This is a genomic window from Agrobacterium vitis (genome assembly GCF_014926405.1).
GTDB lineage: Bacteria > Pseudomonadota > Alphaproteobacteria > Rhizobiales > Rhizobiaceae > Allorhizobium > Allorhizobium vitis_H.
Window position 1 is genome coordinate 403,664 of sequence record NZ_JACXXJ020000003.1, and the last position, 23,210, is coordinate 426,873.

General features: G+C 58.6%; 21 protein-coding genes. 10 read left to right on the forward strand and 11 right to left on the reverse strand.

From position 1 onward, the window contains the following. Positions 1-4: 4 nt before the first annotated feature. Positions 5-781, reverse strand: coding sequence for a 5-oxoprolinase subunit PxpA (gene pxpA / locus IEI95_RS03440; protein WP_194415923.1), 777 nt, complete (start codon positions 779-781; stop codon positions 5-7). A 279-nt stretch (positions 782-1,060) separates the two neighbouring features. Between pxpA and IEI95_RS03445 the strand changes: the two genes are divergently transcribed. After that, positions 1,061-1,960, forward strand: a complete 900-nt coding sequence (locus IEI95_RS03445; protein ID WP_156532340.1) for a LysR family transcriptional regulator — start codon at positions 1,061-1,063, stop codon at positions 1,958-1,960. A gap of 30 nt (positions 1,961-1,990) precedes the next feature. On the opposite strand, the gene IEI95_RS03450 is transcribed toward IEI95_RS03445, so the two are convergent. Then, the gene (locus IEI95_RS03450) at positions 1,991-3,448 is read right to left on the reverse strand and encodes an NAD-dependent succinate-semialdehyde dehydrogenase (protein ID WP_156532339.1); all 1,458 of its coding nucleotides are present in this window, start codon (positions 3,446-3,448) and stop codon (positions 1,991-1,993) included. 93 nt (positions 3,449-3,541) lie between these two features. Further along, entirely contained in the window at positions 3,542-4,465 is a 924-nt protein-coding gene (locus tag IEI95_RS03455; RefSeq protein ID WP_156532338.1) for a 2-hydroxyacid dehydrogenase, read from the reverse strand. Between the two features lie 236 nt (positions 4,466-4,701). On the opposite strand from IEI95_RS03455, the gene IEI95_RS03460 reads away from it, so the two are divergent. Together IEI95_RS03460 and IEI95_RS03465 are read left to right on the forward strand one after the other, a co-directional pair. Continuing rightward, positions 4,702-5,625: a GNAT family N-acetyltransferase gene (locus IEI95_RS03460; RefSeq protein ID WP_194415925.1), complete on the forward strand. Its 924-nt coding sequence runs from the start codon at positions 4,702-4,704 to the stop codon at positions 5,623-5,625. A gap of 272 nt (positions 5,626-5,897) precedes the next feature. Beyond that, a complete protein-coding gene (locus tag IEI95_RS03465; RefSeq protein ID WP_156532337.1) occupies positions 5,898-6,380 on the forward strand; it encodes a hypothetical protein in 483 nt (160 codons plus the stop codon). 49 nt (positions 6,381-6,429) lie between these two features. Here the strand turns inward: IEI95_RS03465 and IEI95_RS03470 are convergent, their stop codons facing one another. Further along, positions 6,430-7,443, reverse strand: coding sequence for a 1-aminocyclopropane-1-carboxylate deaminase (locus IEI95_RS03470; RefSeq protein ID WP_156532336.1), 1,014 nt, complete (start codon positions 7,441-7,443; stop codon positions 6,430-6,432). Positions 7,444-7,605: 162 nt separating this feature from the next. Here IEI95_RS03470 and IEI95_RS03475 point away from each other — a divergent pair, with 162 nt between their 5' ends. Continuing rightward, the gene (locus IEI95_RS03475; protein WP_087730344.1) at positions 7,606-8,070 is read left to right on the forward strand and encodes an Lrp/AsnC family transcriptional regulator; all 465 of its coding nucleotides are present in this window, start codon (positions 7,606-7,608) and stop codon (positions 8,068-8,070) included. Here IEI95_RS03475 and IEI95_RS03480 read toward each other — a convergent pair whose 3' ends face one another. Beyond that, on the reverse strand, positions 8,071-8,736 hold the full coding sequence (locus tag IEI95_RS03480) for a GntR family transcriptional regulator (protein WP_012654144.1): 666 nt from the start codon (positions 8,734-8,736) through the stop codon (positions 8,071-8,073). Positions 8,737-9,136: 400 nt separating this feature from the next. Here IEI95_RS03480 and IEI95_RS03485 point away from each other — a divergent pair, with 400 nt between their 5' ends. From IEI95_RS03485 to IEI95_RS03505, 5 genes are read left to right on the forward strand one after another with little or no spacing between them, the layout of a single operon-like run. Beyond that, positions 9,137-10,300, forward strand: coding sequence for an NRAMP family divalent metal transporter (locus IEI95_RS03485; RefSeq protein ID WP_234616628.1), 1,164 nt, complete (start codon positions 9,137-9,139; stop codon positions 10,298-10,300). 32 nt (positions 10,301-10,332) lie between these two features. Further along, on the forward strand, positions 10,333-11,097 hold the full coding sequence (locus IEI95_RS03490) for a LamB/YcsF family protein (protein ID WP_156532334.1): 765 nt from the start codon (positions 10,333-10,335) through the stop codon (positions 11,095-11,097). Between the two features lie 11 nt (positions 11,098-11,108). Beyond that, a complete protein-coding gene (locus tag IEI95_RS03495; RefSeq protein WP_156532333.1) occupies positions 11,109-11,915 on the forward strand; it encodes a putative hydro-lyase in 807 nt (268 codons plus the stop codon). A gap of 7 nt (positions 11,916-11,922) precedes the next feature. Further along, a complete protein-coding gene (locus IEI95_RS03500) occupies positions 11,923-13,548 on the forward strand; it encodes a 5-oxoprolinase/urea amidolyase family protein (RefSeq protein WP_156532332.1) in 1,626 nt (541 codons plus the stop codon). A gap of 20 nt (positions 13,549-13,568) precedes the next feature. Continuing rightward, the gene (locus IEI95_RS03505; protein ID WP_156532331.1) at positions 13,569-15,305 is read left to right on the forward strand and encodes an acetyl/propionyl/methylcrotonyl-CoA carboxylase subunit alpha; all 1,737 of its coding nucleotides are present in this window, start codon (positions 13,569-13,571) and stop codon (positions 15,303-15,305) included. Positions 15,306-15,374: 69 nt separating this feature from the next. Here IEI95_RS03505 and IEI95_RS03510 read toward each other — a convergent pair whose 3' ends face one another. After that, complete coding sequence (locus IEI95_RS03510) at positions 15,375-16,616, reverse strand: saccharopine dehydrogenase family protein (RefSeq protein WP_156532330.1); 1,242 nt, start codon at positions 16,614-16,616, stop codon at positions 15,375-15,377. Positions 16,617-16,654: 38 nt separating this feature from the next. Continuing rightward, positions 16,655-17,752, reverse strand: coding sequence for a carboxynorspermidine decarboxylase (nspC, locus tag IEI95_RS03515; protein WP_012654137.1), 1,098 nt, complete (start codon positions 17,750-17,752; stop codon positions 16,655-16,657). A 262-nt stretch (positions 17,753-18,014) separates the two neighbouring features. On the opposite strand from nspC, the gene IEI95_RS03520 reads away from it, so the two are divergent. Continuing rightward, the gene (locus IEI95_RS03520) at positions 18,015-18,905 is read left to right on the forward strand and encodes a methylenetetrahydrofolate reductase (RefSeq protein WP_194415926.1); all 891 of its coding nucleotides are present in this window, start codon (positions 18,015-18,017) and stop codon (positions 18,903-18,905) included. A 6-nt stretch (positions 18,906-18,911) separates the two neighbouring features. Here the strand turns inward: IEI95_RS03520 and IEI95_RS03525 are convergent, their stop codons facing one another. The 4 genes from IEI95_RS03525 to IEI95_RS03540 form a co-directional block, all read right to left on the reverse strand. Continuing rightward, complete coding sequence (locus tag IEI95_RS03525; protein ID WP_194415928.1) at positions 18,912-19,709, reverse strand: ABC transporter permease; 798 nt, start codon at positions 19,707-19,709, stop codon at positions 18,912-18,914. After that, positions 19,706-20,572 (reverse strand): ABC transporter permease, encoded by an 867-nt coding sequence (locus tag IEI95_RS03530; RefSeq protein ID WP_156532327.1) that lies wholly within the window; start codon positions 20,570-20,572, stop codon positions 19,706-19,708. The genes IEI95_RS03525 and IEI95_RS03530 overlap by 4 nt, the downstream gene beginning before the upstream one ends. Positions 20,573-20,870: 298 nt before the next feature. Beyond that, complete coding sequence (locus IEI95_RS03535; RefSeq protein ID WP_194415930.1) at positions 20,871-22,049, reverse strand: ABC transporter substrate-binding protein; 1,179 nt, start codon at positions 22,047-22,049, stop codon at positions 20,871-20,873. 66 nt (positions 22,050-22,115) lie between these two features. Continuing rightward, positions 22,116-23,210, reverse strand: a complete 1,095-nt coding sequence (locus tag IEI95_RS03540; RefSeq protein WP_194415932.1) for an ABC transporter ATP-binding protein — start codon at positions 23,208-23,210, stop codon at positions 22,116-22,118.

The following is a 23,210-nucleotide window of genomic DNA, read 5'->3' on the forward strand; positions in this document are numbered from 1 at the left end:
CCGATTATTTGAGAATGTCTGAAAGAGGCGAAATGCGGATGCCTTCAGCGACCAGCGCGTCGCGCATATGGCGGACGATATCGAAAGCGCCCAGCGTGTCGGAATGGAAGCAGATGGTCTCGAATGGCACCTCGACGTCCTTGCCCGTTACCGCCGTGACCTTGCCCTCCAGACAGGCACGCAGCACTTTTCGGGCAATGGCAGCGGGATCGGGTCGCCCGGCATCGCGGGTAAAGACGATGGAGCCGCTTTCGTCGTAATCGCGGTCGGCGTAGAATTCCCGCGCCACCGGTTGCCCCGCCTCGCGCGCGGCAATTTCGGTGGCCGAACCCGCCATGCACAGCACATAGGCATTGGGGCTGGCGATGCGCATATAGTGCACGAAAAGCTGCGCCAGTTCGGGATTGACAGCCATCTCCATATAGAGCGCGCCGTGCGGCTTCACATGTTGCAGACTGGACCCGTGACGGCGCACGAATTCCTTCAGCGCTCCGACCTGGTAGACGATATCATTGACCAATTCGCGCGGCGTGCCATTGATCTTACGGCGGCCAAACCCCTGGAGATCGTCATAACCGGGGTGAGCCCCAATACCGACACCATGTTCCACCGCCAGCCGCACGGTCTCATCCATCAGGTTTGGATCACCAGCATGAAAGCCGGTGGCGATATTAGCGGAACTGATCAGCGCCATCAAAGCCTGATCGGCGGTATCGCCGACCCGCCAGCGGCCAAAGGCTTCGCCCAGATCACAATTGATATCGACAGATTCAAGCGCCACAGGGAACCTCTATGCTTTATTTTTATGCAAAAAACTCAAGTGCCATCATTTTCGTCAGGAAAAGCTAGGCAGAAAATCATCATTTGAAAAATGGTATTTTCAGAAAGCCATTATCTGATTTACTGATGATAGGAGTGTGGAGGACCCAGAGAAAAATTTGAATGTTTTTCGCCCTATAGACCACACAATGCAGGCGAATATCTCAGCCGAAACAACCAGAAGATTAATCATTCTGATTTTCAGATGATGCTATCAAAAATAACGATGGGAGTTAGCGTCATGTCGCTCAGTCTACGCCAGATCCGCTATTTCGTGGCGACCGCCGAATCCGGGCAGGTTTCGCAAGCCGCCATCAACCTCGCCATCTCGCAATCGGCGGTGACCACGGCGATCAAGGAGCTTGAAACCATTGTCGGCGCGCCGCTGTTCGAGCGTACGCCGCATGGCATGGACCTGACGGAGGCCGGGCGCCTGCTGCTATCCCAGGCCTATGATATTCTGCGGAAGGTTGATGACATCACCACGCTCAATCCCGTCACCGGCAAGGTGCAGGGAAAGCTCAGCGTTGCAGCCAGCTATACGGTGATCGGTTATTTTCTGCCGCTGCATATCGAGCGGTTGAAACGGCAATTTCCGGGCGTCGATATCCAGCTGTTCGAACTTAACCGAGAAAGCGTCGAGGAAGGTCTGCTCGCCAATCGCTATGACGTCGCCGTGCTGCTGACCTCAAACATTCTCAACCCGGAACTCACCACCGAAACGCTGCTGAATTCGCAGCGTCGGCTCTGGCTGCCCGCCCGCCATCCGCTGCTGACCCGTCCCTCGGTCGGGCTAAAGGAAGTAGCAGAGGAAAACTATATCATGCTGACGGTGGATGAAGCGTCGCATACCACGCTGAAATACTGGAGCCCGACGCCCTACCAGCCGAAGGTGACGCTGCGGACATCCTCAGTTGAGGCCGTGCGCTCGCTGGTCGCCAACGGCCAAGGCGTCGCCATTCTCTCCGATATGGTGCATCGGCCATGGTCACTGGAGGGCAGACGGATCGAGACGGTCACGCTGACCGACCCGGTACCATCAATGGATGTCGGCCTTGCCTGGCGGCGCAATGCGGACTTCAGCCCGGCCATGGAGGCGTTTCGCGCTTATTTCCGGCGGGCCTTTCATATTCCGGGGTAGGTTTCCCTGCCCCGGAATAATGGGTAAAGATCAGGCCAGACCGCCGATATGGAAGGTTTTCATTTCCAGATATTCCTCGATACCGATCTGGGCACCTTCGCGGCCAAGGCCGGATTGCTTGACGCCGCCAAACGGTGCCACTTCCGTGGAAATCGCCCCGGTATTCAGGCCGATCATGCCTGCTTCCAGCGCCTCGGCCACTCGCCAGGAGCGCTTCAGGCTTTCGGTGTAGAAATAGGCGGCCAGACCAAATGGCGTGCCATTGGCAATCTCCAGCGCTTCTTCCTCGGTTTCGAACTTGAACAGCGGCGCGACCGGGCCAAAAGTCTCCTCGCTGGCCAGCAGCATGTCGGTTGTCGCACCGGTCAATACTACAGGTGCCGTAAACTGCGCACCCTGCGGCAATCTGTGCGCATCAGTGACGATCTTCGCACCCTTGGAAACGGCATCCTCGACATGCTGGCGGATCTTGCCAATCGCCGCCTCGTTAATCATCGGCCCGATGGAAACGCCTTGCTCGGTTCCGGGGCCAACCTTCATGGCATTGACACGGGCCGTCAGCTTGGCCGCGAAGGTATCGTAGACACCTGATTGAACCAGGATGCGGTTAGCGCAAACACAAGTCTGGCCGCCATTGCGGAATTTGCAGAGGATCGCACCTTCGACCGCCAGATCGAGATCGGCATCGTCAAACACGATGAACGGCGCATTGCCGCCCAGCTCCAGGCTGAGCTTCTTGATCGTATCGGCGGCGCCGCGCATCAGCAGCGATCCAACCCGGGTCGAGCCAGTGAAGGAAATTTTGCGCACGACGTCATTGGCCATGATTTCATTGCCGATCTCGGTCGGCATGCCGGTGACGATATTGATGACGCCAGCCGGAATACCAGCACGCTCGGCCAAAACACCCAGCGCCAGCGCCGAATAGGGCGTGAAATCCGAGGGCTTGATGACCACGGTGCAGCCCGCCGCCAAGGCGGGGGCCACTTTGCGGGTGATCATTGCATTGGGGAAATTCCAGGGCGTGATGATGCCGCAGACACCAACCGGCTCCTTCAGAACGACGATGCGGCGGTCGGTGGTTGGCGAGGGAATGGTATGGCCACCGATGCGGCGAGCCTCTTCCGCAAACCATTTGACGAAGGAGGCACCGTAGCGGATTTCGCCGCGCGCTTCATCCAGCGGCTTGCCCTGTTCCATCGTCAGGATCAGCGCCAGATCCTCGACATGCTCGATCATCAGGCCGTACCAGGCTTCCAGCAGCCCGGCGCGCTCGGCATGGGTCTTTTTCTTCCAGAGCTTGAAGGCCTTTTCGGCAGCCTTGATGGCGGCGCGTGTATCATCGGCGCCCATATCCGGCACCGTGCCGATCACCGATTGCGTGGCCGGATCGATAACATCGATCACCTTGGCGGAGGCCGCATCGACCCATTCACCGCCAATCAGGCCCTGCTGGCGCAACAAGGTCTTGTCTTTGAGATTATGCATAGGAAGTCCTCAATAAAGTGAGACGAAAAGGTTGTCTCGCCGTTGAAACAAAATCACAGTCCTGCCGCAGGCACCGTTGGAGTTGGAAAATCTTTAATATCCGCGGCCGCGATCAACAAGGCCAATCATCTCTTCACCAGCGCGATGCCGACGGATATTATCGATCACCGCCATGGCTGCGGTTTCCGGCTGGGTGACGCTGGCAATATGGGGCGTGATGATCACATTAGCCTGCCGCCACAAAGGATGGTCCGATGGCAGCGGCTCTGGATCAGTGACGTCGAGAAAAGCGCTGGCGAGATGTCCGCTCTCGAGCGCGGCCAGCAACGCTGCCTGATCCAGTTGCGCTCCACGCCCGGCGTGAACCAGCGATGCGCCGCGCGACAGGCGGGCAAACACATCTGCATTGAGGAAATGCCGGGTCTCTGATGTCAGGGGCAAAAGACAGACGAGAATATCGGTCTGCTCCAGCAGATCCGGCAGGGCCTCTAGTCCGGCATGGCAGGTGACGCCATCGATTTCGCGCGGCGAACGGCTCCAGCCCGACAGCTGAAAGCCGAAAGGCTTCAACCGCTCCAGCGCTGCCTGCCCCAGCAGGCCCAGGCCCAGCACCGTCACCCGTTGCCCAAGTGCCTGGGATATCGGCAGGGACTGCCATTCACCTCGCTGTTGCTGACCAATATAGGCTGGCAGCTTGCGATGAACGGAAAGCACGGCAAGGGTGATATATTCCTGCATCATCCGCACAAGGCCATCCTCGACCATCCGCACCAGCTTAACGGTATCGGGCAACCGGGCGGGATCAAATTGATCGACACCGGCGCCGATGCAAAACAGCACTTCAAGATTGGTGTAGCGCTCGATCTCCTCCGGCATTGCCCAAGTCATCAGATAGCGGATATGCTCAGGCTCGACCGACGATGGCGCAACATGAAAATCCACATCGGGCATGTCGCGCGCGAAGGCCTGCGCGAAGACCGCGCCACGCGCCGGATCTGAATTGAAAAGAAAGGCCATGATGATCCTAAAACGGGTCGGTCCTACCGGGCGTCATTGACGATGCTGGCGCGACAAAAATAAACGTTGGAAGTGAACGTAACGCGCTTTCATCAGGCTAAGTGTCGCTCTTGGTGGGTTTTTCGATAAAACATGCTGGAAATTCATGCGGTTTCAGTGGAATCTATTGCCTTGGACGGTTTTAGATAAGCATTGGCGGCCTCCTCTGCAAACCGACCCAATGCAAGGAAGACAATGTGACGGTGAAAACGTCGATCCAGGTGGAATCCTTTGAACTGACGTTGACCGACATTCACGACGTCGGCATCGACCGCCTGCATGGTATTTCCGTCGCTGTCGGCTGGCCGCACAGGACCGAGGATTGGGCTTTTCTGCTGGCAAATGGCCAAGGCGTCGCGGCCATTGACCCTATTGACCGGGTGCTGGGCTCGGCCATGTGGTTTCCCATGGACGAAAATTTCGCCACCATCGGCATGGTGATTACCTCGCCACGCCTACAAACGCAGGGAACAGGCCGCTGGCTGATGGAGCATATCCTCGCCAGCATCCCCTTCGCACGGCTGGGGCTGAACTCCACCCGGGCGGCAAGACGCCTCTATCGCAGCATCGGCTTTGCCGTCGAGGCCCCCGTCTTTCAGTGCCAAGGCGAGGCAAGGCTGCCACCGGAAACCGCAAAGCCCGCCGATGGCGCACAGCTGCGCGCGATAACACCAGAGGATTTACCGGATGTCGCTGCGCTGGATGAAATTGCCTTCGGTGCAAATCGCCAGCGCTGGCTTGCCAACCTCCTGCCCCTGTCCGAAGGCGTGGCACTGCTGCGCGCCGGTAAAATCGTCGCTTTCGCGCTGTCGCGGCCCTTCGGGCGCGGTCATGTCATCGGCCCGGTGGTCGCCGCAAGCGATGAAGATGCCATCGCCGTGACGCGACCTCATGTCGCACGCCATCAGGGGCGGTTCCTGCGGCTGGATACGCGGCATAGCTCCGGTGCCTTTGCGGAATTTCTGCTGGAATCCGGGCTTTCCCTGTTCGATACCGTCACCACCATGTCACTGCGAGCACCGTGGCCGGTCGGGCCAAAACGGGAACGCGACACCGATGGCAAGGGCCACTCAGAGCCCCATGCCATAACTTATGGATTGGCGAGCCAGGCACTGGGTTGACTAAGACACCCGGACAGTCGTAAAGCGGCGCTCCCCTATCGGTTCGCAGGTGATTGACCGCTGCTTCGCGGTCTCTCCCTTAGGCTGATGCAAGACTTTTTTAACATCCATGTCTTACAGCGCGATGCGTCGGTGACGACATCTGCGTTACGCTGTAACATATTCAATATACTGCATAATTTTCAACCTGACCGGTTGCGGTTGGGCCGATTATGCTGTAGCAGCGCCACCCCGGCATCTCACCGCCGGGCCATTCATGAGTTGCGAGTATTATGCCAAGATTGACCCCTTCCGCTCCGGTATTTCATCGGAAAATCGAAACCTTTTGCGAAGTGCGGCTTGCGCCAGCGCTTGCCAAATCCGATTATCAGAATTTGCGTAGCTATATGCTCGGCCTGATCGTCCGTCAGGCCACCCCGCCTTTGCATGGCGGCCGTCCGAACTGGAAAGAAATCGGTGCCACCTGTTTGCTCAGCGAAGACGGTCTGGTCACCGCGCGCCGCGAAGGCCGCCATGCTTTCGAAGCGATCATGCGCTGGGTCACGCTGGCCCAGAAGGCCAAGGCTGCGCCCGCACCAGCCCCTACTCCGGTAGCCCGTCCCGCCGCTGCCAAGACCATGATCCGCCCGGTTGGCATGCGGACCGTCTCGGCCAACAGCAACCGCCGCCCGGTAGAGCGGATGCCGGCTGCGACCACAGCGACCACCACAACCCGCGTCGCATTTGCCCCCAAGAAGGTTGGCGTTCGCGGCTGAAATGTCTATGGACCGGCCCTTTACGGGCCGGTCGTTTACCTGGTGGTTTTCAGCCGTTGCGGAATGCATACCCATAGCCGTTCAGGGCCGGTGCGCCGCCCAAATGGGCGTAGAGCACTTTCGAGCCTTCCGGGAAATATCCCTTCTTCACCAGATCAATCATGCCCTGCATGGATTTCCCCTCATAGACGGGATCGGTGATCATTCCTTCCAGACGGCCCACAAGACGAATGGCATCCTTGGTTTCTTCCGAAGGGACGCCGTAAACCGGATAGGCATAATCCTCGACCAGGACGATATCCTCCGGGCGCATCTCACGGCCAAGCTTGACCAGATCCGCTGTGCGCTGGGCAATCTCCAGCACCTGGGCGCGGGTTTGATCCGGGGTGAAGGAGGCATCGATGCCGATAACATGGTCGGCGCGACCATCCTTGGCAAAGCCAACCGCCATGCCCGCATGGCTGGAGCCGGTGACGGTGCAGACGACGATATAATCGAAGGCAAATCCCAAAGCCGCTTCCTGCGCCCGCACTTCCTCGGCAAAGCCGACATAGCCCAGCCCACCATATTTATGCACGGAGGCGCCTGCCGGAATGGCATAGGGCTTGCCGCCCGCCGCCTTCACCTCTTCGATTGCCTCCTCCCAGCTGCGGCGGATGCCGATATCGAATCCGTCATCGACCAGCCGCACATCCGCACCCATGATGCGTGACAGCATGATATTGCCGACCCGGTCGTAAACCGCGTCTTCATGCGGCACCCAGGCTTCCTGTACGAGACGGCATTTGAAACCGATCTTGGCAGCAACCGCTGCCACCATGCGGGTATGGTTGGACTGGACGCCGCCAATCGACACCAGCGTATCAGCACCGGAGGCAATGGCATCCGGGATGATATATTCCAGCTTGCGCAGCTTGTTGCCGCCAAAGGCCAGACCCGAATTGCAATCCTCCCGCTTGGCGTAAAGCTGCACCTTGCCACCGAGATGATCAGTCAGCCGCTCCAGCTTCTCGATTGGTGTGGGGCCGAAGGTCAGCGGGTAACGTTCAAAAGCGTCGAGCATGGAATCCTCTTTGAAAATGGAGGTTGATAATGCGCGGATGCTAGACTCTTGGATGTGAAAGGTCCTTTCTAAGTTGCGATAGAAAGTGTGTTCTATTTCAATATTTCTGAAATCTATGATGTATTTTCTGCTATTTAATTCCTACAAATGAAAGATTCTTTCATGACTGAATCGCTGGATCGCATCGATCTGAAAATGATCCGCCTGTTGCAGAAAAACGGGCGCCTGACCAATGCCGAACTGGCCGAACAGGTCTCGATCAGCCCGGCGACTTGCCATAGGCGTACCCAGAAACTGTTTGCGCAGGGCTATATCACCGGTGTGCGGGCCATGGTGGCACCCGCCAAGGTCAACCGGGCGGCGCTGGTCATGGTCGGCGTGGTGCTGGACCGGTCAACACCGGACAGTTTTGCCGAGTTTGAAGCGGCGGTCGCCAAGCTGACATTCGTGCTGGATTGCCATCTGGTGGCCGGTGATTTCGATTATTTCCTGAAAATTCGGGTCGGCGACATGGCCGATTTCAACCGGATTCATGGCAGCCAGCTGATCGCCCTGCCCGGCGTGCGGCAAACCCGAACCTTCTTCGTGATGAAGGAAGTGGTCGATAACCGGGCGCTGGAATTCTGATTAGCCAGCATCCGCCGTGGCGCGGGCAAATGCTGCCAACACCGTGCGCTCCGAGCGGACCAGATAAGAATCGAGAGCGGCAGCCGCCTCTTTCGCCTTGTCGGCTTCCAGCAGGCCGAGGATTTCGCCATTCAGCTCCACGAAGGGCGCGTGCAGCAGTTCAGGATCGTCCAGCAGGCCGAAGCTCAATCGTAGTTCCGCAGCGATTCGCGTATAGAAGTCGCTGAGACGGCTGCTGTCGGCGAGATCGACGATGGCGGCATGAAACTGCATATTGGCGCTGCCGACCCCCAGCCAGTCACGGCTATTGCGACAGGCCCGTGCGGTTTCCACCGCCAACCGCATCCGCCGGACGGCAGGATGTCCGGAAAACGCCTGCTCCAGCGCCTTGCACTCCACCAGCCGTCGCACCCTGTAGATATCGATGATCGAGGCCATGCTGGGAGTGGCGACAAACACACCGCGATTGGCCTCGTGGCGCAGCAAGCCATCCTTGGTCAGCAGCCGAAAGGCTTCCCGCAGCGAATTGCGCGACACGTCGAGCCGGGTGCTGAGTGCTGCCTCCGACAGCCGCTGGCCCGGCTTCAACTCCCCGGCGATCAGTTGATCGCGGATTTTTGTTACCAGTCGCTCCGCCAACGAAAGGCTTTCATCCTCGTCTGCCATAGGTCCCTCTTGTCCAACCGCGAACATGTTCAGCGGCGGCCATCCTTCGCCGGGACTATTGCCGATGCCCCCCGGCAGAGCAAGGCAGTGCGGAAAACGGGGCAGACTTGCCCACACCATTGGCATGTCATGCCGATATCGCAGGCAAGTCGCCCATGAAATAAACAGAATGATGGAACGATAAAATAAAATTGTTCAACAATATTGACGGAATTGTGAAACGTGGCAGACTGCCTGCATGGATCATCCGCAGAGGGGCGGATGACGATGACCATGGAGCCTCCCAATGGCGCAGAACCACGTCCCAGCGCGCGATCCGCAGAAGATCGCCGTGACAAATAATTCAGGATCACAATCCCCCAAAACCCGTCGCGCCGCGCTGACAGCGGCGGTTTTCCTGATGGCAACATCGGCGATCGGGCCGGGCTTCATTACCCAGACGGCCACCTTTACCGCGACCATGGGGGCAGCCTTTGCGTTCGGCATCCTGGCCTCGATCATCATCGACTTCGTCGTCCAGTTGAATATCTGGCGGATCGTCACGCTCACCCGGATGCGCGCCTCAGATATTGCCAATGCCGCCATTCCCGGCTCCGGCTATCTGCTTGCGGTTCTGGTGATTATCGGCGGGCTGTTCTTCAACATCGGCAATATTGGCGGCACCGGCCTTGGTCTCAACGCCATGCTGGGCCTTGACCCGAAATGGGGCGGTGCCATCAGCGCCCTGCTCTCCATTGGCATTTTCCTATCAAAGCGCGCCGGGCTGGCAATCGACCGCTTCATCATCGTCGCTGGCGTGCTGATGATCGCCCTGACGCTGTTTGTCGCCTATGTATCCGGCCCGCCACTGTTAGAGGCGCTACGCCAGACGATCCTGCCCGACACCATCAATTTTGCCACCATCACCACCATTGTCGGCGGCACGGTTGGCGGTTACATCACCTATTCCGGCGCGCATCGCCTGCTGGACAAGGGCACCGTCGGCATTGAAAATCTCGGTGCTGTCAACCGCGCCGCCCTGACCGGCATCGCCGTGACTGGCGTCATGCGTTATGTGCTGTTTTTGGCTGTGCTTGGTGTCGTCACCAGCGGCGTGGTCATCGACATTTCCGGCAAAAGCGCCAATCCGGCTGCACAAGCCTTCCAGAGCGCCGCCGGTAATATCGGTCTTCGCCTGTTCGGCGTCATTTTCTGGGCCGCCGCCATCACCAGCGTCATCGGCGCAGCCTATACATCGGTCTCGTTCCTGACCGCCTTCAAACAGGATATGAGCGAGCGGGCGCGCAATCTCGCCACCGTGGCATTCATCGCCATTTCGCTGTTCTTCTACATCATCATGACCACCCCGCCCGCGCAAATGCTGGTCTTCGTTGGTGGCCTGAACGGGTTGATCCTACCTATCGGCCTGTCGATCTTCATCTATGCCGCCTGGGCGCGCTCCGACCTGATGGGCGGCTATCGCTATCCGCGCTGGCTTTTGATCCTCGGCATCCTTACCTGCGCGCTGACATGGTACATGGCCTATAAATCGGTCGGGCCAATCTTCGCCCTGCTTGGCCTGTAAACACGGACCGTTTAAAAAAGGAAGGAACGCACATGGCTGCCATCGATCTCAACAGCGACCTTGGGGAAAGCTACGGCGCATGGAGCATGGGCGACGATGCGGCCATGCTGGCCGTGGTTTCCAGCGCCAATATCGCCTGCGGCTTTCATGCGGGCGACCCGTCCGGCATCTGGAAAACCGTCAAGGCCGCCGCTGAAAATGGCGTATCGATTGGCGCCCATGTGTCCTATCCTGACCGCGTCGGCTTTGGCCGGCGCGACATGGACGTGACCAGTGAAGAGCTGATCGCCGACGTGATCTACCAGATCGGTGCCCTGAAAGGCATGGCGGCTGCCGCTGGCACCTCAGTTACTTATGTTAAGCCGCATGGGGCGCTCTATAACCGGATCGCCAATGATGCCCGTCAGGGCAAGGCGGTGATCGATGCCATCAACGCCATCGATGCCTCGCTGGTGCTGATGGGACTGGCAGGCGCACCTATTCTGGATCTCGCCCGCACGTCCGGCTTAAGCGTGGTCGCGGAAGCCTTTGCCGACCGCGCCTATACGCCGCAAGGCCAACTCGTCTCGCGCCGGGAAGCAGGCGCGGTCCTGCATAATGCGGAAAAGATCGCCAGCCGCATGGTGCAGCTTGCCCGCCAAGGCACGCTGGAAGCCATCGATGGCAGCGTGATCAAGGTCGAGGCGCAATCGATCTGCGTGCATGGCGACAGCCCCGGCGCGGTCGCCATTGCCCAGGAAATCCGCAGGCGCTTCGAGGCTGAGGGCATTGCCGTCCAGCCGTTTGTAAAAGTATAGGGAGAAAGGCGATGATTGCCTTGAAGCATCTGGCGCATTGGGATGTCGAACCGGCGCGTGCTGCACGCGCCCGTTATCGCAGTGGAGACGTGGAGCCGACTTCAGGCATTGCCCCTGGCTTCACCCAGGCCAACATGATCGTCCTGCCGCGCGACTGGGCCTTTGACTTCCTGCTCTATGCGCAGCGCAATCCCAAGGCTTGTCCGGTCCTTGATGTCTCCGATCCCGGTTCGCATCTGACGGAACTGGCCAAAGGTGCCGATCTGCGCACCGATTTGCCGCTCTACCGGATCTGGCGCGATGGCAAGCTGGCGGAGGAAACACCCGATGCCACCGCCGCCTGGGCCGAGCATCCCGATCTCGTCAGCTTCCTGATCGGATGCAGCTTCACCTTTGAGACCCCGATGGTGGAAGCGGGCATCGAAATCCGCCACATGACTGATAAAAGCAATGTGCCGATGTATCTGACCAATCAACCATGCCGCCCGGCAGGCCGTTTACATGGCAATATGGTGGTGTCGATGCGGCCAATCCCCGCCTCGCGGGTTGCCGATGCCGCAACGATTTCCGGTCGGTTCCCGGCAGTGCATGGTGCGCCGGTTCATGTCGGTGCACCGGAACAGATCGGCATTGTCGATCTTGCCAAGCCGCAATTCGGTGATCCCGTCCGCATCGCACCGGGCGAAGTGCCGGTGTTCTGGGCCTGTGGCGTCACCCCGCAGGCAGCCGTAATGGCATCGGGCGTACCCTTTGCCATCACCCATGCGCCCGGCCACATGTTCATCACCGATATTCCCGATTCCGCCTATCACGCCTGAGGTTCCGATGCGCTTTCTCCCCGTCAGCCTGACGACAATGCTGGTCGAGCTTGCCAATCTCGATGAGACCCTGGCGTTGTTCGCCTCGCTTCAGGCAAGCCCCATCCCCGGCATCGATGAAATGGTGCCCGCCGCCCGGACCTTAATGATCCGGTTTCGCCCGCAGACGATCTGCGCGGAAGCCCTGGCGGCTGAGGTCAGCACCCGCGACCTTTCGGCCAAACTGGCACCATCCGATCATCTGGTCGAAATACCGGTAGACTATAACGGCGAAGATCTGGCCGACGTGGCGGAACTGACCGGGCTTGCCGTGGAAGAGGTTATCCGCCGCCATACAGAAAGCACGTTTACGGTTGCTTTTTGTGGCTTTGCGCCGGGCTTCGGCTATCTCGTCGGCGGCGACCCGGCCTTGCATGTGCCGCGCCGCAAAAGCCCGCGTACCCGCATTCCCGCTGGCGCTGTGGCATTGGCAGGTGCCTTCAGCGGGGTCTATCCGCAGGCCAGCCCCGGCGGTTGGCAAATCATCGGCGTCACACCGGTGAAAATGTGGGATCTCAGCCGCGATCCGCCAGCACTGTTTCAGCCCGGCTATCAGGTGCGCTTCACCGATATGGCGAAAGCGGTCCATCCCGTTGTTATTCCTGTAAGCACAGCAGCTCCTGCCAGTCCGTCTGGTGGGCTTTCCGGGGTAGATGACGCGGGGCATTTTACCGTACTGACTGCCCCCATGCCTGCGGTGTTCCAGGACCTTGGCCGTCTTGGCCAGACCGGCCAGGGCGTGTCCGCCTCCGGCGCTCTGGACCAGGGGGCCTTGAAGGCAGCCAATCGTGTGGTGGGCAATCCATCTGGCTTTCCGTGTCTGGAAATAACACTCGGTGGCTTTTCTTTTGAAAGCGATAGCCGGGCCGTCATCGCGCTGACCGGTGCGCCCTGCCCGGTCCATATTCGGGATGCCTCTGGCCGGGTCATGCAGGCAGAAACCTATCAGCCGATTGCGCTCGAACCCGGTGATATCGTCAGCCTTGGCCAGCCTCCACAGGGCATGCGCAGCTATCTTGCCGTGCGCGGTGGCTTTGCGGTCCAGCCGGTGCTGGGCAGCTATGCCACCGATACGCTGGCCGTCGTTGGCCCTGAGCTGGTGATGGCAGGCACGGTTCTGACGCTGAAGGGCAGCAGCGAGGGGCTCACCGCCGTTTCGCTGCACGAATCTCCGCCGCAGGATCTACCGGGTGCAGGCGATATCGTTACGCTGGATGTCGTGCTTGGACCGCGCACCGATTGGTTTACCGAAAAAGGTCTGACGACGCTGACGGACCAGCTTTGGCAGGTGACGCCGCAATCCAGCCGCGTCGGTATCCGGCTTGCGGGCGACGTGCCGCTGGAGCGGATCGACAGCGCCGAACTGCCAAGCGAAGGCACCGCCACCGGTGCCATTCAGGTGCCGCATAGCGGCCAGCCGGTGCTGTTCTTGGCAGACCATCCGCTGACCGGAGGCTATCCTGTCATCGGCACGGTTGCCGAATATCATCTGGATCTTGCGGGACAGATCCCGATCAACGCCCGCATCCGCTTCCGGCCCATTGCCCCTTTCGCAGACATCACCCCTGTCGATGCCCCAGCCGCGAACGCATAACGATAAAAGAGGAGACACCGATGAAGAAAGTGTTGATCGCCAACCGGGGCGAAATCGCCGTTCGCATCATCCGCGCCTGTCGCGATTATGGGCTGCAATCCGTCGCGGTTTATGCTGATCCGGATATCGATTCGCTGTTCGTGCAGCTTGCCGATGAGGCCTATGGGCTGTCCGGTGCCAAGCCGTCAGAGACCTATCTCGATATCGCCAAGCTGATCGACATTGCCAAACGATCCGGCGCGGACGCCGTCCATCCCGGCTACGGCTTCCTGTCGGAGCGCGCCGAATTTGCCCGGGCGGTCATCGATGCCGGTCTGACCTGGATAGGCCCTGATCCGCAAGTCATCGAAGCGCTGGGCGACAAGGTCGAGGCACGGCGGATTGCCACCAGCGTCGGCGCGCCACTGGTGGCGGGCAGCGATGGGCCGGTGGACACCGCCGAGGAGGTGATTGCCTTTGCTGAGCGTCACGGCCTGCCTGTTGCCATCAAAGCTGCCCATGGCGGCGGTGGGCGTGGCTTGAAAGTCGCCTGGAAAATGGAAGAGATTCCGGAGCTTTACGCATCGGCAGTCCGCGAGGCGACCGTCGCCTTTGGCCGTGGCGAATGCTTTTTGGAGCGCTTCCTCGACCGGCCCCGCCATATCGAGGCGCAGGTGATTGCCGATAAACATGGCACCGTGCTGGTGCTCGGCACCCGCGATTGCTCCTTGCAGCGGCGCAACCAGAAACTGGTAGAAGAGGCCCCGGCTCCCTTCCTTACCGATGCTCAACGCCAATCCATCCATGATGCCGCAAAAGCGATCTGCGCGGCGGCGGGCTATAGCGGCGCGGGAACGGTGGAATTCCTGCTGGGCGTTGACGGTACGATTTCCTTTCTGGAAGTGAACACCCGGCTACAGGTCGAGCATCCGGTGACGGAAGAAACCACTGGCATCGATCTCGTCACCGAACAGTTCCGCATTGCAGAAGGCCTGGCCCTGGCGATCACGCAAACACCCGTGCCACGCGGCCATTCCATTGAGTTTCGCATCAATGCCGAAGATCCGGGCCGGGGCTTTCTGCCAACACCCGGCACGATCACACGGTTTGCGGCCCCGTCCGGCCCCGGCGTGCGGCTCGATAGCGGTGTGGATACCGGCTCCACCATTCCCGGCGTCTACGATTCGTTGATGGCGAAGCTGATCGTCACCGGTGCCACCCGCGAGCAGGCCCTGCAAAGGGCACGACGCGCCCTGAAGGAATTCCAGATCGAAGGCGTGGCAACCGTGCTACCCTTCCACCGTGCCGCCATGGAAACCGCCGATTTCATCGGCACTGATGGTTTCAAGGTCCATACCCGTTGGATCGAGACCGATTTCGCCGCCATGCCTGAAGCAGCTATGCGACCAGAGCCAGCCGCCGACACGTCGCTGATCCGCACCCATGTGGAAATCGATGGCAAGCGCCATGCCCTCGGCATTCCCGCCCAGCTTCTCGCAGGCTTTGGCAGTCTCTCAGTCAATGCCGGACAGGCCGTAACAGGTGATGCGGGAAATACGCCGGAAAAAGGCACCATCACCGCCCCGGTATCCGGCACGGTTCAGTCTTTCAAGGTGAAGGATGGAGATCTGGTTGCGGCAGGTGATCTTCTCGCCGTCATGGAGGCGATGAAGATGGAGACGCAGATCATGGCGACAACAGCTGGAACCGTCAGTCTCGTCTCAAGCGAAGGCGACTATCTGGCGGCGGGAAGCCTGCTCTTGAAGATTATCGCGTAACAACGTTTGATTTTCTCCACCCTTGGAAAAGACCAAGGGTGGAGACGGGCAATGCCGTTTCAAAGAAACTTACGAAAAATCCAACGCGCGGTCGCCGTCTTCATCCTTGATGCGGGTCGGCAGGCCGATATGGTTGAGGATGTTGAGGAACGGCCGTGGCGGCAATTCTTCGACATTGGCCATTTTCTTCACGTCCCATTCGCCGGTCGCAACCAGCATGGCAGCCGCGACAGGAGGAACGCCAGCCGTGTAGGAAATGCCCTGGGAGCCGACTTCGTTATAGGCTTCCTTATGGTCGGCGACATTGTAGATGAAGACGGTCTTTTCCTTGCCGTCCTTCAGACCCTTCACGTAATCGCCAATGCAGGTCTTGCCTTCATAGTCGGGTGCCAGCGATGACGGGTCAGGCAGGCAGGCCTTGACCACTTTCAGCGGCACGACGTCCGAGCCATCGGCCAGCTTGACCGGCTGTTCGGAAAGCAGACCAATGCTCTTCAGCACGGTAAAGACGTTGATATAGTGATCGCCGAAGCCCATCCAGAAACGCACATCGGCACCGTCCATGTTCTTGGCCAGCGAATGCACTTCGTCATGACCGCAGAGATAGGCGCGGCGCGTGCCAACCACCGGCAAGTCGTAATCCTTGCCGATCTCGAACATCTTGTTGACCTGCCATTCGCCCTTCTGCCAGGAATAGACGACGCCGGTAAACTCGCGGAAATTGATTTCCGGGTCGAAATTGGTGGCGAAATATTTGCCATGGCTGCCGGCATTGATATCGACGATATCGACATCCGTGACCTTGTCGAGATATTCGTCCTTGGCAAGGCGGGCATAGGCATTGACCACGCCGGGATCGAACCCAGCGCCGAGAATGGCGGTAATGCCCTTCTCTTCACATTCTGCGGCCCGCTTCCATTCGTAGTTTCCATACCATGGCGGCGTTTCACAGATCTTGTTCGGCTCTTCGTGGATCGCCGTGTCGATATAGGCAACGCCGGTATCCATGCAGGCGCGCAGCACCGACATGTTGAGGAAAGCGGTGCCGACATTGATGACGATCTGCGAGCCGGTCTTTTCGATCAGCGCCTTGGTGGCGTCGATGTCCAGGGCGTCAAGCGCATGGCCTTCCAGCACGCCCGCCTGCTTCATGGCGTTCTTTTCATGCACGGAGGCGATGATGGCGTCGCATTTGCCCTTGGTGCGCGAGGCGATATGGATATCGCCCAGCACGTCGTTATTCTGGGCGCATTTATGCGCAACGACCTGGGCGACGCCGCCAGCGCCGATAATGAGCACGTTCTTCTTCATGATGCGGACTAACTCCTTTTGTCCAATCGTCAGAAGCCTCAGGAGAGGCTTTGTTCAAAGTCCGCATAGGAAAACTCGCGGACAGTCCTGATGCTGCCATCCAGTTCACGGATGGCGATGGACGGCATTTTCACGCCGTTAAACCAGTTCTTCTTGACCATCGTATAGCCTGCGGCATCCTGGATGGAAATCCGGTCGCCGACCTTCAAGGCTTCAGGGAAACGAAACTCGCCAAATACATCGCCTGCCAGGCACGATTTGCCGCAAATCATATAGCTGTGGTCACCTGCATTCGGCTCCAGCTTGGCGGTTTCGCGGTAGATCAGCAGATCGAGCATATGCGCCTCGATGGAACTATCGACAATGGCGAGGTTCTTGCCATTATACAGCGTATCCAGAACCGAGACTTCCAGCGTCGTCGATTTGGTGATCGATGCCTCACCTGGCTCCAGATAGACCTGAACGCCGTATTCGCCTGAAAACCGCTTCAACCGCTCGGCAAACTGCGCCAGCGGATAATCCTCGCCGGTAAAATGAATGCCGCCGCCGAGGCTGACCCATTCGGCACGATGCAGCAGCGAGCCGAATTTCGCCTCGATGTCCGAGAGCATGCTGTCAAACAGCGCGAAATCCTTGTTTTCGCAATTGTTATGGATCATGAAGCCGCTAATGCGGTCCATGACCTTTTCCACCTTGGCCGCATCCCATTCCCCAAGCCGCGAAAACGGCCGGGCCGGATCGGCCAGATCAAAGCTGGACGAGCTGACCTGCGGGTTCAGTCTCAAGCCGCGGGTAATGCCGGAGGCCTTGTCGCCATAGCGTTCCAGCTGACCGACCGAATTGAAGATGATCTTGTCGGCGTGGGAAATCACCTCGTCAATTTCATTGTCGCCATAGGCAACGCTATAGGCATGGGTCTCGCCGCCGAATTTTTCACGACCGAGCCGAACCTCGTAGAGCGAGGACGAAGTGGTTCCATCCATATAGTCGCGCATCAGGTCGAAGACCGACCAGGTGGCAAAACATTTCAACGCCAGCAGCGCCTTGGCGCCGGAGGTCTCGCGCAGAAGCGCGATCTTTTCCATATTGGAAAGGAGCTTGCTCTTGTCGATGAGATAAAACGGGGTCTGAAGCACGATGGCTACGCCTTTCCATGAATTCGAAGGGGTCGTTTAAGAAATCTGGCCCCTGAAGGCAAGTCGCTCCGGCCTTTTCCCGGAAAAATGCTTCAACCTGATGACATCGCATTATTTTTCCAGCCGAAAAGAGCTCATATCCTCCCGGATGAAGATATTACGAATATCTCAAATGCATCAGTGACTTGAGCTTGTCGCAAATTAGAGCGGATTTTCGCCATGGAGATGCTAAACACTGGCGGGAGCATTGCGGAGAAAGACCATGATGGACAAAGCGGTTCTGACGGATCATCGCGAATATCCTGCCGATCAGGGCAATCTTCTGGAGACATGGTCCATTGAGGTCACTCCGCGCACGGCAGCGAAAATCGCCAGTTTTCAGGCGCTGCTGCCAGCGGGTACCCGAATCTATATCGCCCATGTCGATGGCACACCTTTCGAGGACATGGTTGCGACCGCCAGGCGCCTTCATGGGCAAGGCTTTCCGGTCATGCCGCATATTCCAGCTCGCAGTATCGCCAATGTCACGCAACTGGAAGACCTGTTGAAGCAATACCGGGATGAAGCCGATGTGCGCCAGGCACTTCTGCTGGCCGGCGGCATCGCAAAGCCACGCGGTACGCTTTCCAGTTCGATAGAGCTGATTGAAACCGGCTTGTTCGACAGACTCGGCTTTACGCATCTGCATATTGCCGGCCACCCCGAAGGCAATCGCGATATCGATGCCGATGGCTCCACCACGCAAATCGATGCGGCCCTGCGCTGGAAAGTTGATTTCGCAAGCCGAACGGATGCGCAGATGGCCATCGTCACCCAATTTGCCTTTGATGCCAAAGTGATCATCGACTGGGCCGAGCGAATCGACGCCCTCGGAATCGGATTACCGATCCATGTCGGCATTGCCGGACCTGCAAAGCTTCAGACATTGATCAAATATGCAATCTCCTGCGGCGTCGGGCCGTCTTTGAAAGTGCTGCAAAAACGCGCGCTCGACCTGCGCAAACTGCTGATGCCTTATGAACCGACGGATATGGTTGGGCAATTGAACACCTACAAGGCCGAAAATCCGCAGAGCAACATCAGCAAGCTGCATCTGTTTCCGCTTGGCGGCATCGAGCCAGCGGCCCGCTGGATCGACCAATATAAGCCCTGAGGACGACTATCGGGCTTTGGTTTTTAAGCCTGCAAAAGCGGCAATGACAGCCACACAAAACACCGAGATGATGAAAATCGCGCCGGACATCGCGTAGATCGTCGGCGACGCGCCCCCATTCATCTTGCCAAACAGCACGACCGGAAGCGTATTCTGCCGCCCGGCCAGATAGAAGGCGCGGGTAAACTCGTTCAGCGACAAAAGAAACGAGAAGATGAAGGCGCTGATTAGGCCTGGGCGGATCAGCGGCAGGGTAATGTCACGAAACTGCCGCCAGCGGCTGGCCCCCAGATCCGCCGCCGCCATCAGGAACACGGGCCGCACGGCAGAAAAACCGGTGAGAATGACGATAAACGCAAAGGGCATGGCCCAAAGCAGGTGTCCGGCTGTCAGTGTCCAGATCGAGGCCTTGATGCCGCTGCGGCTGAACACGGTGGACAGCGCCAGCCCCTGGATGACACCCGGCACGAACATCGGCAGGATCACGGCAAGAAACCATATGTCGCGGGTTCTTCGCAGCTCGAAATAGGCCAGCGCCGCCATAAGCGATAGCAGCGTGGCGCCCGTTGCCGTCAACAGGGCAACGCTGGCTGATTGCCAAAGGGCAGCCATCAGCGCTGTTTCCGCTGGCAGGGCGGCGTACCATTTCACCGTCAGGTCCGACAGGTTTGGCAGGCCGGGCTGGAGCGACGGATTGAAGGAAACTCCGAGCAGATAAAGTGGCGGCGCATAGATCGCCACCAGGCCGAAAATCGTCATGGTCCAAATCAGGATCTGGTTTGCCCGCCCCTCTGCTCTCATCATGCCGAGCGATCTCCAAACAGCGCCGCCAGCCCGAACAGCCGGTTTCCAATTAGCACCATGCCGAACACCACGATCAAAACGATGGTGGAAATTGCAAAGGCCAGCGGATAATTTGCCACCCGCATTACATCGTTGATCATCACGGTCACGATGGAGGCCCCTGCCCCGCCAAGCATTTGCACTTCAGTAGAAGACCCAGCGACCATGACGAATACGAACAGGAAGCCGGCAAACAGACCGGACCTGGTGAGCGGCAGGAGAATGGTGACGAGTATGCGCCAGAAGCCAGCGCCGAGATCCTGCGCGGCGGCAAGCACGGTCGCATCCACCCGGCGCATGGCGAGCAGCAAGGGAAAGGTGGCAAACGGCAGATAAGAGGCGACCAGCCCGACAATGACAGCGAAGTCGCTGAACAGCAGCCAGTCGACCGGTGCGCTGGTCACACCGAAATGTTGCAGCCAACCATTGATCACGCCGGTTCGCCCCAGCACCAGCCGCCAGGAAAACGAGCGGATCAGGTAGGAGGTGAAGAACGGAATCGTCATCAAAGCCAGGAGCACCACCGACAGCCTGCGGCCCGCCAGGAAATGCACCGCATAGGCGGCGGGATAGGCGAAAACCAGACAGATCCCCGCCGTCAGGAGGGCCTTGGCAAGCGTGGAGACAATCACCGTCCAGCGTCCGGCCTGGAGAATGGCGGCGTAGCCTGCCAGGCTGAGATCCGGCTTGATCCAATAGGTCGATGGGTCCCAGGACCAGAAGCTCCACACCAGCACCACCAGCAACGGCGCCAACCCAAGCGCCAGCAGCGCCAGCAAAGGCGGCGCCATCAGCAGGACAGGCAGTCGTCCGGTCGATTTCATGCACGCTCCATGGGTGATTATGCTGCAAATTTAGAGCACTGCGACATTTTTTATGAGTTTTACAAAACGCATGACGCATTCAAATCATAAGGAACCTGTCGCCGGGCGAAACACGGCGACAGGCTGGCTTTAGAGTTTGTCAGGGGAAAGTGGAAACCGGTTTTCCCGAAAAGACAAACGAAAACAAGCGAATCTAGAGTCTGTCTGGTTCAATATGAACCTGACAGACTCTAGTATTTATGCCCCAAAACCACAGATGCGGTCTTACAGTCTGTTGCGGCGATTATTGGATAGACTGTTAAGCATTGCGGAGTTTCTGCCACCATTCTTCATAGAGCTGGAAATTGTCCGGCCGGGTATTCTGCCAGAAGACCTTGCCGGCGAACTTGGCTTTGACGTGGTCAGCCCGCGCCTGCACCTCTTCCGGCTTATATTCGTCAGGATGTGCCTTGGCATAGACGACGTTGTTGTCGGTTGGGACGAGATAGCCCCGCGCCTTGCCAAGCTCGCAGCCATAGAGACCGCCCAAAAGGCCATTGACGAATTGATGCGCGGCATCGCTCACACCACGTTCGCCAGCGCCCTTGAGCAGAACCGTATTGTTGGCCCAGCCTTCATAGCCCTCGACAGGGGCGGCATAATCGACTTTCAGTCCGCGCTTGCGGCCTTCATAGACAATCGGCTCCCAGCCGGTCATTGCATCGACTTCTTCATTGGCAACCAGTTGGACACCCTGTTCCCAGCCATTCCAGAAGGTGCGGAACTGTCCGTCCTTCTTGTGCTTGATCAGGAATTCCATCACCAGACCAAGTTCGGATTCGCTCAGATTGCCCGGGTCCTTGATCGGCTTGTTTTCGCTTTCCTTGAGGTAGATAGCAGCGAAGACCGCGCTGTTGATCCAGGCATCCTCCATGGCGACCTTGCCCTTCATCTTCGGGTCGAAGATCACGCCATAGCTATCGACCTTGCCGAGCTTATCGGAGCGATAGATGATCGAGTCGGCATTGACCACGGTCGGAATGCCGTATTGCTTGCCCTCGTGCTTGAGATAGGGAATGTCGCGTGCCCATTGCCAAATGCTGTCGTAATTGGCGATCTTACTGACATCCCACGGGATAATCGCGCCCTGACGAGCCAGTTCCTTTTCAGCGCCGCCCTGAAAACCACCGATGTCGAACAGGTCATTGGCATTTCCGGCCGCCAGACGGGCAATGACAGGACCAAGGTCGTTGCCATTGTCGGTAAATTCCGGTTTCACACCATTTTGGGTGGCAAATTCCGCCCATTTCTCACCGATATCAAGCGTCGCCGTGCCCCAGAAAGCCACAGACTTCGCCTCTGCGGCAAAGGCAGAACGGCCAAGGCCCAAATGGCCGGCCGCCAGCGCCAACCCGCCGGCACCGGCAAATTTCAAGAGGTCCCGCCGTTGCATATTGCTTCTGTTGACCGAAAATCCATTTTTCAAAGTCGTTGTCATTTTTGTTCCCTTGTTCTCACTGATGAGACCCCATTTTATGCACGTCTCATACCACAGACGGCGGCTTTACACCGCATGCGGCAATCCCTTGTCGGATGTCAAAAGAGCGGCACCCGGCTTTATCGACAGGCCCACATCCTGCCCGACGGTCAAAGATGGCGCATCTGCATCACAGATCGCCGTCAGGGTCTGCCCGTCTCCAAACGCCAGAGTGACATCCCGATACAATCCGCGAAAAGTGGTCGAAACCACACGCAGCGCCAATTGACGGGGTGCCCCGCCAGCTGTCGTTCGGACCTCGGGCTCGATGACCAGCCGGTCGGAGCGGATCACCACGAGGTTGGCGCTAACATTGCCATCCGGGACCGTGACCGGCACGGACTGACCGGCAATGATCGCTACAGTGTCCGCTCCAGATCCTTCCAGCCGCTCAGGCCGAAGCAGATTATCCATGCCGATGAACCGGGCGACGAAGGCATTGGCGGGCGCATGAAAAAATTGGTCGGGCCGGCCAAGCTGTTCGATCCGGCCCTGATGCATGATGGCCATCCGGTCGGAAAGGCTGAGAGCTTCGTCCTGATTATGGGTAACGAGAATGAAGGTGGCGCCGGTACGCTTGTGGAGGCGACCGAATTCATTGCGCATCTGCTGGCGAAGCCGCTCATCCAGGCCCGTCAAAGGCTCGTCCAGCAGCAATATTCCAGGCTCCATCACAAGGGCGCGTGCCAAAGCAACGCGTTGCCGCTGGCCGCCGGACAGAAGATTGACATCACGCTCGCCAAATCCGGACAGTTCCACCAGATCCAGTGCCTCCCCAACCTTCGCATCGAGTGCTGCGCCGGAAAGACCGCGCAGCTTCAATCCGTAACCAATATTACGCGCCACCGACATATGCGGAAACAGACCCAGCCCCTGGAACACGGTATTGACCGGGCGGCGATTGGCAGGCACGGCTGCCATATCCTGACCGTCAAACAGGATCCTGCCCGCATTCGGCTGGTCAAATCCGCCAATCAGCTTCAACAGCGAGCTTTTGCCACTGCCGGAAGACCCAAGCAGGGTGAAGAATTCCCCTGCCTTGATCTCCAGCGATAGGTCATCGACCGCCCGCACCGGACCATGACTGCGCGTCACAGCGTCTATGCTGATGGATATGGCCAT